Genomic DNA, 14486 nt, shown 5'->3' on the forward strand with positions numbered 1-14486 from the left:
ACCATGTTTTGAAAAAACAATCAGACCGTAACCAGCATGCGCTCCTCCCATTCCCTCCGGCAGGTTTCTTTTTGGGAAAATGCCGGAAGACACAAATTACATAAGGAGGACATGACCGGACAAAAACTCCTTGAAGCAGGTCAGGAGATACGGCAGTCGTTAAGCAGCTCGTCCATGTAAAAGGTCATTTCCGCCAAAGCTTCACGATATTCCGTTTGGGGAAGGAGCCACAGAATTTCGCGGGCCGCCTCGTTTTTCTCCAGAGCTACCTGAATCGCCTTGTCCAGAGCCTCTGCAAAAACGGGATTGTCCTGAAAGGCGGAGTAATCCACTACTTCACGGTTTTCAATGGCGTCCCGCAGGGTAGCTTCCACATTCCTGTCACCGCATTCCAGCAAATTGAAGATGGGAAGAGTCAGCTTGCCCTTGGTGGCGTCCGTATGAAGCGTCTTTCCGGCATCGTCTTCATCTCCCACCATGTCCAGGCAGTCGTCGTAAATCTGGTAAGCCACACCCAGCAGATCCCCCAGCTGGTAAAGGGATTCCTCCACTTCCGGGGTTACTCCGGAAATCCAGCCAGCCCCCCCCGTAGCTGCGGAGAAAAGGGAAGCGGTTTTTTTCCGGATGATTTCAAAATATTCCTCGCGGGTCATGCTCAGATCATACAGGCGGCTGGACTGGGCTACCTCCCCCTGGCATACGTTCCTGACGGTATTCGCCAGCCTGCGGCAGAATTCCGTGCTGCCGAATTCCGTACCCAGCACCATGGCATGAGAAAAGAGGACATCCCCCAACAGTACGGCGAGGCTGTTGCCCCAGAGGGCATTCGCCGTAGCCTCGTCCCGGCGTTTGTCGGCCTCGTCAATCACGTCATCATGCACAAGGGAAGCCAGATGCACCATTTCCAGCAAAGCACCCAGGCGGATATGGGCAGGCTTGATGCCGCCCGTAGCACCGGCAACCAGCAGAACCAGGGCCGGACGAAGCATTTTACCCTTGGACTGGCATACCGTTTCCATGTAATCGGCCACTTCCGGGTCAAAACATGATGATTGCGCTTCAACAAACTCGGAAACCTGCTTCAATTCCGGCTTAACCAGTTGAAGATAATGCTTCTGGGATCGTAATTTCGAAAAGAACGGAATGGACATGATATAGAACGGGGGCGGCGCTGGTCAGCGCCGCAGGGATTGTGGCATATTTAAAGTTCCCTAGCAATGTATTTCACAGGGCATCTTTTTCATAACCGGACGGCAATCCGCCAAACCCGGTCCGCCAGGCACCGGGCCCCCTCCCGGGATAAGGCTCATTTTGACCTTGAGCCAGGAGTTTTTCCTTCTACACTGAGCCATCATGAGAGCCTTGGTCTATGATTGCAGCGCGGGCATCAGCGGAGATATGAATCTGGCCGCCCTGATTGATTTGGGAGCGGACCGGGAAAACCTGGAACGGGAACTGTCCAAATTGCATGTGCACGGGGAGTGGAAGCTGGAATGCCGCCGGGCGCAGCAGCACGGCATCCGGGGAACACGGATTGACGTACTGACGGAGGAAGAAGGGCACTCCGGCAGCAGCCATGCGCACCATCACCGGACTATGGCGGATATACGAACACTTATTGAGACAAGCGCCCTTTCCAATACCGTAAAGCGGACGGCCCTTTCTATTTTCACCCTGCTGGCGGAGGCGGAGGCCCGCGTACACGGCACTACTCCTGAAGAAGTACATTTCCATGAGGTGGGCGCGGTGGATTCCATCATCGATATCGCGGGAGCTGCCATCTGCCTGGAAATGCTCCGGGTGGACGCCGTCTTCACCGGACCGGTGGAGCTGGGGTCTGGCACCGTAACCTGCCAGCACGGAACAATGCCCGTTCCTGCGCCGGCAACGGCTTTGCTGGCGAAACATTTCCGGGCCACCTTGAATGGAACCACCCATGAGGCCACTACACCCACCGGAGCCGCCTATATTGCCGCCCTGGCGCAGCCCGTCCCCGCTCCGCTGGCAGGCCGTATTACCGCAACCGGCTATGGAATCGGCCACCGCCAGGGACTTCCCGTACCGAATATTCTGCGGGTGATGCTGGTAGAAACGGAAGAAGAGGAAACTTCCCCGGAACTGCTGACGGAGCTGTGCGCCAATATAGACGATATGACGCCGGAACAGACAGCCTACCTGGCGGAAAAGCTGATGGAGGCAGGCGCTCTGGATACCTGGCAGGAGTCCGTCTGCATGAAGAAAGGCCGTCTGGCAGTCAAGGTTTGCGCCCTGTGCCAGCCGGAACAGACGGACCGCGTGCGGGAAGCCTTCTTCCGGCACAGCAGCACACCGGGCATCAGGCAGCATGGCATGCTCCGCCATCTTTTGCGCCGGGAAAGCGCTCCTGTCCCTACGCCCCATGGAACGGTTCATGTAAAAACTTCTTTTATGCACGGCCGCCCCCATTACCGGAAAGCGGAATTTGATGATTGCAGAATCCTGGCGGAAAAAACCGGATTGCCGCTGGGACAATGCCAGCTGATGGGGCTTTTTCCCACATCTTCCCATGACAACGACGCCACAGACTCCGTTTGAACGGCTTCGCGCCGTCCTTCTCCCCAGGAAACGCATTGCTGTCGCCTTGTCCGGGGGGCTGGACAGCAGCGTGTTGCTTGCCGCCGCCGTCCGTATCCTGGGAGCGGATCACTGCCTGGCACTGACTGCGCGAACGCCCTACGTGATGGAGGAGGAAGTGCGGGACAGCACGGCGTTGTGCCGCCGCCTGGGCGTCCGGCAGGAAAAACTGGCGTTTCCCATCCTTCCCGCCCTTGCGAATAATCCTCCCCTGCGCTGCTACCTGTGCAAGCATGCCCTGTTTTCCTCCCTGGCAGCCAGAGCGGCTGAGATGGGGTTCCCCCTGCTGGCGGACGGATCCAATCTTGACGACCTGGACGATTACCGGCCAGGCCGCAAAGCTTTGCAGGAACTCGGCATCCCGAGTCCCTTTCTGGAAGCTTCCATGGATAAGGCGGATATCCGCCGGCTGGCCTGCCGGCTGGGTCTTCCGGAATCAGTCAGCGGCAAACCGGCCTACGCATGCCTGCTGACCCGCCTGGAACACAACCGCCCCGTAACGGAAGTTCTGCTGAGACGCGTGGACGCAGCGGAATCTTTCCTGAGAACCCTGGGGCTGAAAGGCTGCCGTGTCCGTGTTCACGGAGACAGCCTAGCCCGCATTGAATTGCCGGAAAAGGAACGTAAACTGTTCTGGGACGGACAGCTTGCCTCCACTGCAGCACGCCGGCTGCGGGAACTGGGCTTCCGGCACATCACCCTGGATCTGGAAGGATATTCCAGAGGGAGCATGAACGAACCCTCATGAACGACATCACCTCCATTCTGCATCAGTTTAAAAAAGGCCTCCTTTCTGCGGAAGAAGCGGAGGAAAAAATCAGAGCCGGCACCGTATCCGCTCCTTCCCATACGGACATTGATTACAGCCGCCTGGAACGCACCGGGTGCCCGGAAGTCATTTACGGCGCAGGAAAAACGCCGGACCAGATTGAAGAGATAGCCCGCAGCCTGCTTGCCGCCGGACAAAATGTTCTGGCCACGCGTCTGAGCGGGGAAGCTCTGGACTACCTGAACCGCGCCTTTCCGGCGGCGGACATGCACCCGGAAGCCCGTCTCATGCGCATTGTTCCGAATCCCGTTCCGCGGACGGCGGGCTTCGTCGGCATCGTCAGCGCGGGGACCTCGGACCAATACGTAGCGGAGGAGGCCGCCCTGACGGCGGAATTTCTGGGCAGCCGGGTAGTCCGGTACCGGGACTGCGGCGTGGCCGGCCTGCACCGCCTGGTTTCCCATCTGGACTCCATCCGCCAAGCTACTGCGCTGGTGGCCGTGGCGGGCATGGAAGGAGCTCTCCCCAGCGTGCTGGCAGGCCTGGTAAAGGTTCCTGTGATAGCCGTGCCTACCAGCGTGGGCTATGGAGCCAATTTCCGCGGGGTAACCACCCTGCTCGCCATGATGAATTCCTGCGCCAACGGTGTTTCCGTCGTCAACATAGACAACGGCTTCGGGGCCGGTTTCAACGCCCACCTGATCAACAGCCTGGCATCCCGGCCCAGCTGAGGGCCGCCTGTCCATGACGGAACCTCCGGCATCCGTCATGGACAGATCCTCCGAATAGGCGTTAAATGTTCCGGAAACATCCCTCTCCATTCCCGTCATGACCAGATTTCCCCTGTTCCATGCCTTCTCCTGCTCCCTGCTGGCCCTGGCTTCCCAGTCTCTTGGGTGGCAGATCTCCGGAGAATCCGTTCCCGCTGTCCCCCAGGAATTCCGCGCGGCATGGATATCCACCGTTCATAATATTGACTGGCCCTCCCGTTCCGGCCTCTCCGGAGCAGCCCAGCGCGCGGAGCTGCTGAACATCCTGAATACCTGCGCCCAGTTGAAGCTGAACGCCGTGTTTCTCCAAGTGCGCCCGAATGCCGACGCCCTGTACCGCTCTTCTCTGGAGCCGTGGAGCCAATGGCTTTCCGGCCCGGGCGTCAATCCTGGGTATGATCCTCTGGCTTTCGCCATTCAGGAGGCTCACCGCCGCGGCATTGAACTGCACGCCTGGTTCAACCCATTCCGGGCAAAGGCCAACGTCAAGCATGCCGTAGGCCGCAACCATATTTCCCTCACACGCCCTGATTTGATGAAGCGAAACGGCTCCGTGCTGCTGATGAACCCCAGCGCCTCCGCCTCCCGTGACCACGCGCTGAAGGTTATCATGGACGTCGTGCGCCGCTACGACATTGACGGGGTGCACCTGGACGACTATTTCTACCCCTATCCCACTCCCGGCCGCACCTGGTCTCCCGCCAGCTTTGGAGACGGGAAATCCCCCTCCCAGCGCCGGGGCTACATTGACGACTTCGTGCAGGACATGTACAAATCCGTCAAATCTTCCAAACCCTGGGTGCGGGTGGGCGTCAGCCCGTTCGGCATCTGGAGGCCGGGCGTTCCCGGCGGCATTGAAGCGGGTGTGGACGCCTACGAGCATCTGGCGTGCGACGCCCGCAAGTGGCTTTCCCGCGGATGGGTGGATTACCTGGCCCCCCAGCTTTACTGGCGCTGCAGCCCGGCCAAGCAGAGCTTTCCCGCATTGATGCAATGGTGGGCCGCCCAGAACTCCAGACGCCCGGTGTGGCCCGGCATCGCCACGGCACGTATCATGAGCAGCGAAGACCCGGGCCGCCCCGCCTCTGAAATAGCGGCGCAGGTCAACTACTCCCGCAGCCTTGCCAGAACCGCCCCCGGGCAATGCTTCTGGAGCATCAAATCCATCATGCGGAATGCCGGAGGCATCCAGAAATACCTGAACAGATTGTACCCATCCATGGCCGTTCCGCCCGCCATGCCCTGGTGCGGAACCGGCACCCCCGGACAACCGCAGAATTTTTACGTGGCGGACAATGGTTCCACCGTAACCCTCTCATGGCAACCGTCCGGCAATCCTTCGCGGAAATGGGCCGTCCAGGCGCGCTACGGCAGCCAGTGGGCCACGCGCATCCTCCTTCCGGGCAACCAGACCCGCGTAACCCTGCCCAAATCCTTCCTGGGGGATGCGGGATCTGTCGCCGTCAGGGGCGTCAGCGTCTATGGGGCCCAGGGCCCGGCAGCAGCAGCCAGAAGGTAGAAAAGCTTTTTCCCAGCTGCCTCTACAAGAAGAAAAATAGAACCCCGAGGTTCCTGTTTTTTGAACAACTCAAAAACAACCCATGTCCAAACACCCATGCATTCCCATGGCGCGGACATGAACAGAAGGCGTTTTATTGCTCTTTCCTCATTGGCGGCGCTGGGAACAATCAGCCAGGCCCGGGCAACAGGGCCATCCATACAACCACAGCACAAGATGACTAAACAGCAAGATCCCTCCACGATCGGCTATGCCGACGGCAAATATGTACTGCCACCCCTTCCGTACGCCTACGACGCGCTTGAACCCATGCTGGATGAAAAGACCGTGCGCATCCACCACGACAAGCATCATGCGGCCTATGTCGCCGGCGCCAATGCCGCGGCTGAAAAGCTCCGTGAAATTGCGGACGGGAAACTGGACGCTTCCGCCACCACCAACTGGGTGCGTAATTTGTCCTTCAATGCTTCCGGCCATGTTCTCCATACCATTTACTGGACCAACATGACGCCTGATCCCAAAAAAGAGCCGCAAGGTCCTCTGGTAGATGCCATCAAGGAAAAATTCGGTTCTCTGGAAGCTATGATGAAGGAATTCAAGGCGGCTTCCCAGGGCGTGGAAGGTTCCGGCTGGGGTATTCTGGGCGTGGACCCCATCAGCAAGACGCTGGTAATCTGCGGGGCGGAAAAACATCAGAATCTGGAAATTCCCGGCCTTGTCCCCATTCTCGTCTGTGACGTTTGGGAACACGCCTATTATCTGAAGCACCAGAACCTCCGGGCGGACTATATTGAAGACTTCTGCCGCCTGATCAACTGGGACGATGTGGAACGCCGCTACCAGGAGGCTATGGCTTCCTGACCGTTTTTGCAGAAGTTGATTTTTCCTATCCCCAAACGGCACGGGCTTTCTGTAGTCCGCGCCGTTTTTTAACGTATTTTCATCTCGCTCTTGCATCCGGCACGGCAATAGGGCATACTGTTGCAGACTAATTATCTATCATTACACGCATGAAAAAAGTTTTCGTCTCCGGCTGCTATGATATCGTCCACGCCGGCCATATCCAGTTCTTTGAAGAAGCCCGCGCTCTGGGCGACTATCTAATCGTCTCTTTCGCTTCGGAACCCGTGCTGTGGCACCACAAGCAGCGCAAGCCGTCCATTCCGGACGAACACAAAAAAGTTCTGCTGGAAAGCCTGCGCATGGTTGACAAGGTTATCCTGGGTACCGGCATGAAAAAGGGCCTGGATTTTGAAGAAGAGTTTCTTCAGGAAAAACCGGATATCCTGGCTGTGACGGAAGATGACCTTTACAGCGATATCAAGAAGGAGCTGTGCGCCCGCGTCGGAGCCAATTACTTGGTGCTCCCCAAGACGCCCCCCAAATTCACTCCCGTCTCCACCACCATGCTGGTGAACCGCATCAAGGCTCCGTCCGCCGTACCGCTTCGCGTGGACTTTGCCGGGGGATGGCTGGACGTGCCCCGCTACGCCAGAAAAGGCTCCTATGTGGTCAACTGCGCCATCACCCCCATGGTTTCCCTCTGCGAATGGCCGTATGAAAAACGCTCCGGGCTGGGAGGCAGCGGCGCGTGGGCCATGCTGGAAGGGCGCGATCCGGTCGCGTCCGAACTCGCTCTGGGCGTCGGTTGGCAGGATCCTGCCGTCATTGCGGAAACGGGGTTGTGCGTATGGCGCTCCGGCAGTTCTCCGGTGCTGGATGTCAAAGGCACGGGTGACTTCCTGGAAGGAAGAATGGCCATTCTATATACGGGTGAAGAACACGATACCCCAAAGATGGCGGATGAACAACGGGACTACGTACGCATCTCCCAATCCTCCCTCATTGCCCGCACCGGAGTTCTGGAACGCAACATCAATACACTGGCGGCAGGCGTAGCCCTGTATTACAGTGTGCAGCTTGACGAAGGAATGCGCCCCCTGCCGGATATTCCCAATGCCCTTGCAAAAAAATATCTGGGAGGCGGCTACGGGGGATACGCCCTGTACCTTTTCCCCTGCCGGGATGATCGCGACCAGGCTGTCAAGGACAATCCGGCAATGAAACGGGTGGAGCCGTATTGCCGCCAGCTGTTCAAGTAAATTCCCCCCTTTCATGTCCCTGATGCGGAACAGCCTGGTTGCCTCCGGCGCCATCTTCGCCTGCCGCCTGACAGGCATGGCCAGGGAAATTGTGTACACCTCCCTGTTCGGGGCTACGGGAGCCCTGGACGCCTTTTACACGGCTTTCCGTATCCCCAACCTGTTAAGAGATCTGTTTGCGGAAGGGGCTCTTTCCCAATCCTATACCAGCGTAGCCTCCAAAACGCGGGAAGCGCAGGGAGAAGCGGCCGCGTGGGAACTGACCAACAAGGCAGCTACCCAGCTTTCCTCCCTGATGATCGCCATTGTAACGCTGGGGATTCTATTTGCAGGGCCCGTCATGGAAGCCCTCTACAGCGGAGATCACTCTCTGACGGAGCAATTGTTCGCCACGGACCTGAGCCGCATCATGTGGCCTTTCATCGGATTCGCCTCCCTGTCCGCCCTCATCATGGGGGCGCTGAACATGGTGGGGGTTTTCGGATTGCCCATGCTGGCCTCCGCCGCTTTCAATGTTACTTCCATCCTGCTTGGCCTGCTGATTGGATATTTCATTGATCCATCCTTCGGCCCCAAAGCTTTGTACGGTTTTGCCTGCGGCGTCACCATCGGGGGCATGGCCCAGATTGCCGTGCAGCTCCCCAAACTCAGCAAAACCGGCTTCCGCTGGAAACCCAATTTCCAATGGGACGATCCCCGCGTGCGCAAAATCTGGGGGCTGATGCTTCCCTCCGTGCTGGCTTCAGGCGTGACGCAGTTCACCATCTTCATCAATACGGGGTTCGCTCTGGATCTCCAAAAAGGCTCCGTCACCGCCCTGACCACGGCGTTCCGCCTCTGGCAGCTTCCCGTGGGGCTCTTCGGAGTCGCGACGGGCATGGTGGTGCTGCCCGCTGTTTCCCGCATGATGGTGGGAGACGGCAGAAAAGAGGTGGCGGTCCACATCGCCAAGGGGTTGCGGCTGGTGGCATTCTTTGCGGTACCCGCTTTTCTCATCCTCTCCATCCTGGGAACGGAATTCGTCTCCGCCGTATACCAGTGGGGCCGCTTCAACCAGGAGGCCGTGCGTTACACGGGGGAAGTGCTGGGAGCCTATTCCCTGGGCCTGCTGGGCTATGCCGGGACCAAGGTGGTGCAGCCCGTCTTCCTGGCTCTTGAAAAACGCTGGGTTCCCCTGATTGCCGCCGCCGTGGCTCTGGCTATCAGCATCGGCCTCAACTACTGTTTCGTCTACATCCTGCATAAAAACGCGGCGTGGCTGGCACTGACCACCTCCGTGGTCACTACCTTCAATTTTCTCTTTTACTTCTTTTACCTGCGACGCCAGCTGGGCGGCGTAGACGGACGGACGCTGCTTTCCGGACTGGCCAGGATCATGGCGGCGGGAATATTGCTGGGGGCCGTGTGCTGGGCAGGCAAGGCATGGTTCCTCCAGGGCTTCCTGAACTGGACCTTCCCGGCCAGGGTGCTGGGGATATCCCTGGTCTGCGGTTGCGCCGGCATCGTCTACCTGGCGGCGGCTTTCCTGCTGAAGACGCCGGAGCTGGAAGCGGTGCGCGCCAAATTCCTGAAATGCTGACGGGAAAAATCCCTTCCATAGAGGGAGGAACGCCCTCCGCAAGAAAAAGAATGGCCGCCGCAAGCATTCTCCTTGCCAGGGGTGCGCTCAATGAGTAAAGTTTTTCCGCCTATGCGGAGAACAGCCTGTTTTCCGCCAAGGCATCAAAATCTACGACTGCACCACAACAATGGACATGATTTCCCCCAGCATTGCGGCATTGACCCCTTCCCTGACTCTCAAGGTGACCAACCGGGCCAAGGCTATGAAAGCTTCCGGTGAAGAAGTTTACGGTTTGGCAGGCGGTGAACCTGAAATGGACACCCCGGAAAACATCAAGCAGGCAGCCATCGCGGCCCTGAACAACGGAGCCACCAAATATACGCCTTCCGCCGGTCTTCCCGCACTCCGCCAGGCCATCGCAGAAAAGCTCAAGAGGGAAAACAACCTGGAATACGATTTCACCCAGATCACCGTGGGAGCCGGCGCCAAGCACGCCTGTTTCAACGCCATCATGGCGACCGTATCCGAGGGGGATGAAGTCATCATCCCCGCACCTTACTGGGTCAGCTATCCGGAAATGGTCCGCATGTGCGGAGGCATCCCCGTCATCGTGGAAACCACGGCGGAAAACGGATGGAAGCTTACCGCCGAACAATTTGAGGAAGCCATGACCCCCCGCACCAAGATGGTCATCCTCACTACCCCGAACAATCCGACCGGGTCCGTTTATTCCGAAGAAGAACTGCGCGCCCTGGGAGAAGTGGCCCTGAGCGAAGATATCCTCATCCTAGCTGATGAAATTTACGAACACCTCGTATACGGGGACACCAAGCACGTCAGCATCGCCTCCCTCAGTCCGGAACTGTACGACCTGACCATCACCATCAACGGCTTTTCCAAGGGTTACGCCATGACCGGATGGCGCCTGGGCTATTCCGCAGCCCCGGCTGCCATTGCCAAGGCCATCCAGATGATTCAGGACCACACCACTTCCAACGTCTGCACGTTCGCCCAGTATGGAGGCATTGAGGCCCTTACGGGAGACCAGAGCTTCATCAGCGACATGCGCGACGAATATGACATGCGCCGCCAGTACGTTTACTCCCGCCTCAGCGCCATCCCGAATATCAGTGTTGTGGAGCCGCAGGGCGCTTTCTACTTCTTTGTGGACACAAGCAGGCTGGGACTCACCTCCCTGAATCTGTGCGACAAGCTTCTGGAACGCTACAAGGTCGCGGCCGTCCCCGGCATCGCCTTCGGCAATGACAAGGCCATCCGCATCAGCTACTGCACCACGCTGGACATTCTGAAGGAAGCTCTGGACCGCTTTGAAGAATTCTGCAAGGCGCATTAAAAAACGTTGATCACCATAAAAAGGCGTTCCACGTCAAGCGGAACGCCTTTTTACTTCCGGATTTCCCGCCTACAGCAACCCTGCGGCAAGGAAATGCGCGCCATGCCTCGCAACCGGATTGCCCCGCACGAAAAGGCATGATTAAATAAATCTCATATGAATACCCCCGTTCTCAACGACAACCTGCGCGCCGCCACGGAAGCCCTTTGCAATCTGCTCGCCAAGGAAGACAAGGTTGTGGCCTCCAAGGCAAAAATAGGTCTCTTTTTCCAAAATCCGGAAGCAACCAAGCTTTTTGAAGAAGTAAACGCTTACGGAGAAGAACTGCGCAACAAGCACCTGGCCGGAATGCCTCCTACCGAAGAGGAAATTTCCAAATTCGACGCCCTGCGTGAAAACGTCATCAAGAATGATGCGGCCCGCGGCTTTTTGGAAGCCCGCCAGACCATTGACGAACTCCTGAACACCATCAATCATTATCTGGGCATGTCCATTGACCTTGGCCGCGCTCCCACTCCTGAAGAAATAGAGGAAGCCCGCCAGCGCGCCATGAGCGCCCAGTCCTCCTGCTCCTGCGGCGGCCAGTGCGACAAGGAAAATTGCGATTGCGACGGCAAGTGCGACCACGACCATAAGGACGGCGGTTGCGGCTGCGGCAACCATTAAGACAATCTTTCAACTTTTGCCAAACGGCTTCACTCAAAAAGTGAAGCCGTTTTTTCTTCCCGAAAACAAACGATACTGTCCAGCGCGCCTGCAATTTCCTCCGGAAAACCGGGCGGACTACTGCACCTCTTTATTGAGCGCCATATTTTCGACGCCCCGATGTTTGCACAGCACCGGCATCTTGCACCTTCCCTTCTTCGCCAGAACAGGCAAGATGCTTGAATGGGACGGGAACCCGTGCTAGCCTCATCCTAAGGAATCATGACTTTTTCCAACCGTCCCGCTCCCCTCCCGTTCTTCAAAACGGATTTCCCGCTGTTCCTGGCTCCAATGGCTGGAGTGACGGACCCCATTTTCCGCACTATCTGCAAGGAGCTTGGAGTGGATGTGATGGTGACGGAATTCGTCTCTGCGGAAGGAATTCTCCAGGCATGGGAGAGAAACCGCAGGTACACAAAGATAGAAAATGCCCACCGTCCCATAGGTATCCAGCTCTTCGGAGCGGACGGGAACCACATGGGAGAGGCGGCCAGAATTATCCTGGACCATGAGAAGCCGGATTTTATCGATATCAACTTCGGCTGCCCGGTTCCCAAGGTGGTTGGCAAAAATGGAGGTTCCTCCCTCCTGAAAGATCTTCCCCTGCTGGCTTCCGTTGCCGGAGGCGTCGTGAAAGCCGTAGGAGAGAGAATCCCCGTCACGGCCAAAATACGCATTGGCTGGGATTTTCAGAGCCTGTGCGCCATGGACGCGTGCCGCCTGCTGGAGAATGAGGGAATTTCCATGATCACCATTCACGGGCGCACCCGCTCCCAGCAGTATTCCGGAACGGCCAACTGGGACATTATTGACGAATGCGCGCGGGCCATGTCCGTGCCGGTCATTGGGAACGGGGATATTTCCACCCCGCAGGCTGTAGCTTATGTAAAAGAAAATACGGCCGTCAGCGGCGTCATGATTGGCCGTGCGGCCATGGAAAACCCATGGATTTTCGGAGACGCCAAGTATTATCTGCTGCACGGAGCCATGCCGCCGGCCAGAGACCCGCAGGAAAAGGCAGCCCTGATTTTGCGGCATGCCCGGATGGCCCTGGAGTCCCGCCATTATGGGGATGAACTTCACACGATGCGCCATATGAGGTCACGAATCCTGGCTTATACGAAGGGATTTCCCGGCGCCAAGGAAATGCGTTCCCGCCTGGTGCGCGTATCCAGCATGCCGGAGCTGGAAGACCTGCTTTCCAAGCTCCCCCGCCAAAAGCCCTGAGAACAGGAAAAATCCCGCTTTCCGGGAGATTTCGCAGGTTTGGAAAGCGGCGGAAAGAGGAGGAGGTTCTTCCCGCCTCCGGACACGCCTGAAAAAAAATGCCATTTTGAGGGAAGCTAAGTTGACTTTACGTTCCGAACCTGTCAGAAATAGGGGAGTATCCTGCCGCTCCATTTCGGCAGACTTCCAACAATAGCATCCAGAGATCGACGTGTACTCCAACGAATCATATCTCATCGAACTTCTTACGCAGGCCGGATATCTGAATGAAGAAATTCTTCAGTACGCGCGCAGTCAAAAATCTCCCACCCAGGACCTGGTCGATTTTCTGATTCAGGCCAACTATCTTACGGAAGACGTCATCGCTCAGGTGGCGGCGTCAAACTCCCTGCTCCCCGTCGTGGACCTGGGCTCCATGCACATCCCCCAGGAGGTGCGCGAACTCATTACGCCGGAACTTGCCAGGCGCTTCCGGGCCATCCCCATTTCCGACGACGGTTTTTCCATCAACATTGCCATTGACGACCCCCTGAATCTGGAAACCATGGACAGCCTGCCCCAGTTGATGGGGCGGGACGTGATTTTCAGCGTCGCCACCCGCAGCGCGGTGGAAAGCCGGTTGAATGAATTTTACCGGGATCTGAGCGTTCCGGAAGAAACCGACGGGCTGGAAGGGGAGGATGCTCCCATTATCCGTCTGGTGCAGCAGATGCTGACGGACGCTTTCAAAATGAGGGCTTCCGACATCCACATTGAGCCCATGGAAAACAGGCTCCGCATCCGCTACCGCGTGGACGGCAAGCTGGTGGAGGTGGCCACCCATCCAAAAAAACTGCTCAGCCCCATCATCGCTCGCCTCAAGGTAATGAGTACCACCATGAGCATTGCGGAAAAACGCATGCCCCAGGACGGGCGAATCCAGATGAGCATCGGCGGCAAGCAAATCGACCTCCGTGTTTCATCCGTCCCCAGCAACCACGGGGAAAGCATCGTCATGCGTATCCTGGACAAATCCGCCCTGGTGCTGGGCCTTCCCCAGCTCGGATTTTTCTCAGATGATGAAGCTGTGTTCGACCGCCTCATCACGCTGCCGGACGGCATTATCCTGGTGACGGGTCCTACCGGTTCCGGTAAAACCACGACCCTTTACGCGTGCCTGAACCACATCAACCGCCCGGATAAAAAAATCATCACGGTGGAAGACCCTGTGGAATACGAACTCTCCGGCATCAATCAGGTCATGGTAAAGGCGGATATCGGCATGACCTTCGCCGCCGCCCTGCGCGCCATGCTCCGCCAGGCTCCCAACATCATCATGATCGGGGAAATTCGAGACATGGAAACAGCCAGCATCGCCATCAACGCCTCCCTGACGGGGCACCTCGTATTCTCCACCCTCCACACCAATGACGCTCCCAGCGCCGTGGCTCGTCTGGCGGACATCGGCATCAAACGCTTCCTGATCGCCTCCTCCGTCCGCGCCATCATGGCTCAGCGTCTTGTCCGCAAGCTGTGTGACCGCTGCAAGGTGGACGGCACTCTGACGGAAAAGCAGGCACATACGCTGAACATTGACATGTCCCGCCTTGCCCAGGGCCAAATCAAGGCACCCCACGGCTGCGACTTTTGCCGCGGCGGCGGATTCAAGGGCCGGATGGGGCTGTTTGAGATTTTCGAAATCGACGACGAGGTGCGCCGCATGATTAACGAAAACCTGACTTCCCCCCAGCTGCGCCAGCGCGCCCGGGAACTGGGCATGAGAACCTTGAGGGAAGACGGCGTACGCAAAGTGCTGGCCGGCCTTACTTCTCCGGAAGAAGTGCTAAACGTCACCATGGGAGACGCCAACTGATTTTTCCCCGCTAT

At 57.8% G+C, this 14486-nt stretch carries 12 protein-coding genes; 11 read left to right on the forward strand and 1 reads right to left on the reverse strand.

The window, feature by feature from the left end:
- Positions 1–140: 140 nt before the first annotated feature.
- Positions 141–1151 carry a polyprenyl synthetase family protein gene (locus WW58_RS04860; RefSeq protein ID WP_012420632.1) on the reverse strand — a complete coding sequence of 337 codons (1011 nt, stop codon included), beginning with the start codon at positions 1149–1151 and terminating at the stop codon, positions 141–143.
- Positions 1152–1353: 202 nt separating this feature from the next.
- Here WW58_RS04860 and larC point away from each other — a divergent pair, with 202 nt between their 5' ends.
- The 11 genes from larC (at position 1354) to WW58_RS04915 (ending at position 14472) form a co-directional block, all read left to right on the forward strand.
- On the forward strand, positions 1354–2574 hold the full coding sequence (larC, locus tag WW58_RS04865; protein WP_046435763.1) for a nickel pincer cofactor biosynthesis protein LarC: 1221 nt from the start codon (positions 1354–1356) through the stop codon (positions 2572–2574).
- The gene (larE, locus tag WW58_RS04870; protein ID WP_031931122.1) at positions 2546–3361 is read left to right on the forward strand and encodes an ATP-dependent sacrificial sulfur transferase LarE; all 816 of its coding nucleotides are present in this window, start codon (positions 2546–2548) and stop codon (positions 3359–3361) included. Before larC ends, larE begins: the two co-directional genes overlap by 29 nt.
- The gene (larB, locus tag WW58_RS04875; RefSeq protein WP_046435764.1) at positions 3358–4113 is read left to right on the forward strand and encodes a nickel pincer cofactor biosynthesis protein LarB; all 756 of its coding nucleotides are present in this window, start codon (positions 3358–3360) and stop codon (positions 4111–4113) included. Before larE ends, larB begins: the two co-directional genes overlap by 4 nt.
- A 97-nt stretch (positions 4114–4210) precedes the next feature.
- Positions 4211–5671, forward strand: a complete 1461-nt coding sequence (locus WW58_RS04880) for a glycoside hydrolase family 10 protein (RefSeq protein ID WP_046435765.1) — start codon at positions 4211–4213, stop codon at positions 5669–5671.
- A gap of 216 nt (positions 5672–5887) precedes the next feature.
- Positions 5888–6532, forward strand: a complete 645-nt coding sequence (locus WW58_RS04885; RefSeq protein ID WP_046435883.1) for a superoxide dismutase — start codon at positions 5888–5890, stop codon at positions 6530–6532.
- A 149-nt stretch (positions 6533–6681) separates the two neighbouring features.
- On the forward strand, positions 6682–7773 hold the full coding sequence (locus WW58_RS04890; RefSeq protein ID WP_046435766.1) for an adenylyltransferase/cytidyltransferase family protein: 1092 nt from the start codon (positions 6682–6684) through the stop codon (positions 7771–7773).
- A 13-nt stretch (positions 7774–7786) separates the two neighbouring features.
- Entirely contained in the window at positions 7787–9352 is a 1566-nt protein-coding gene (gene murJ / locus WW58_RS04895) for a murein biosynthesis integral membrane protein MurJ (RefSeq protein ID WP_102758545.1), read from the forward strand.
- A 169-nt stretch (positions 9353–9521) separates the two neighbouring features.
- Positions 9522–10688: a pyridoxal phosphate-dependent aminotransferase gene (locus tag WW58_RS04900; protein ID WP_022198745.1), complete on the forward strand. Its 1167-nt coding sequence runs from the start codon at positions 9522–9524 to the stop codon at positions 10686–10688.
- Positions 10689–10844: 156 nt separating this feature from the next.
- Positions 10845–11354, forward strand: a complete 510-nt coding sequence (locus tag WW58_RS04905) for a YlbF family regulator (protein ID WP_012420623.1) — start codon at positions 10845–10847, stop codon at positions 11352–11354.
- A gap of 261 nt (positions 11355–11615) precedes the next feature.
- A complete protein-coding gene (dusB, locus tag WW58_RS04910) occupies positions 11616–12620 on the forward strand; it encodes a tRNA dihydrouridine synthase DusB (protein ID WP_022198744.1) in 1005 nt (334 codons plus the stop codon).
- Positions 12621–12831: 211 nt separating this feature from the next.
- On the forward strand, positions 12832–14472 hold the full coding sequence (locus WW58_RS04915; protein WP_022198743.1) for a GspE/PulE family protein: 1641 nt from the start codon (positions 12832–12834) through the stop codon (positions 14470–14472).
- The last annotated feature ends 14 nt before the right edge of the window (positions 14473–14486 follow it).

It is taken from the genome of Akkermansia sp. UNK.MGS-1 (genome assembly GCF_000980515.1).
GTDB classification, from domain to species: domain Bacteria; phylum Verrucomicrobiota; class Verrucomicrobiia; order Verrucomicrobiales; family Akkermansiaceae; genus Akkermansia; species Akkermansia muciniphila.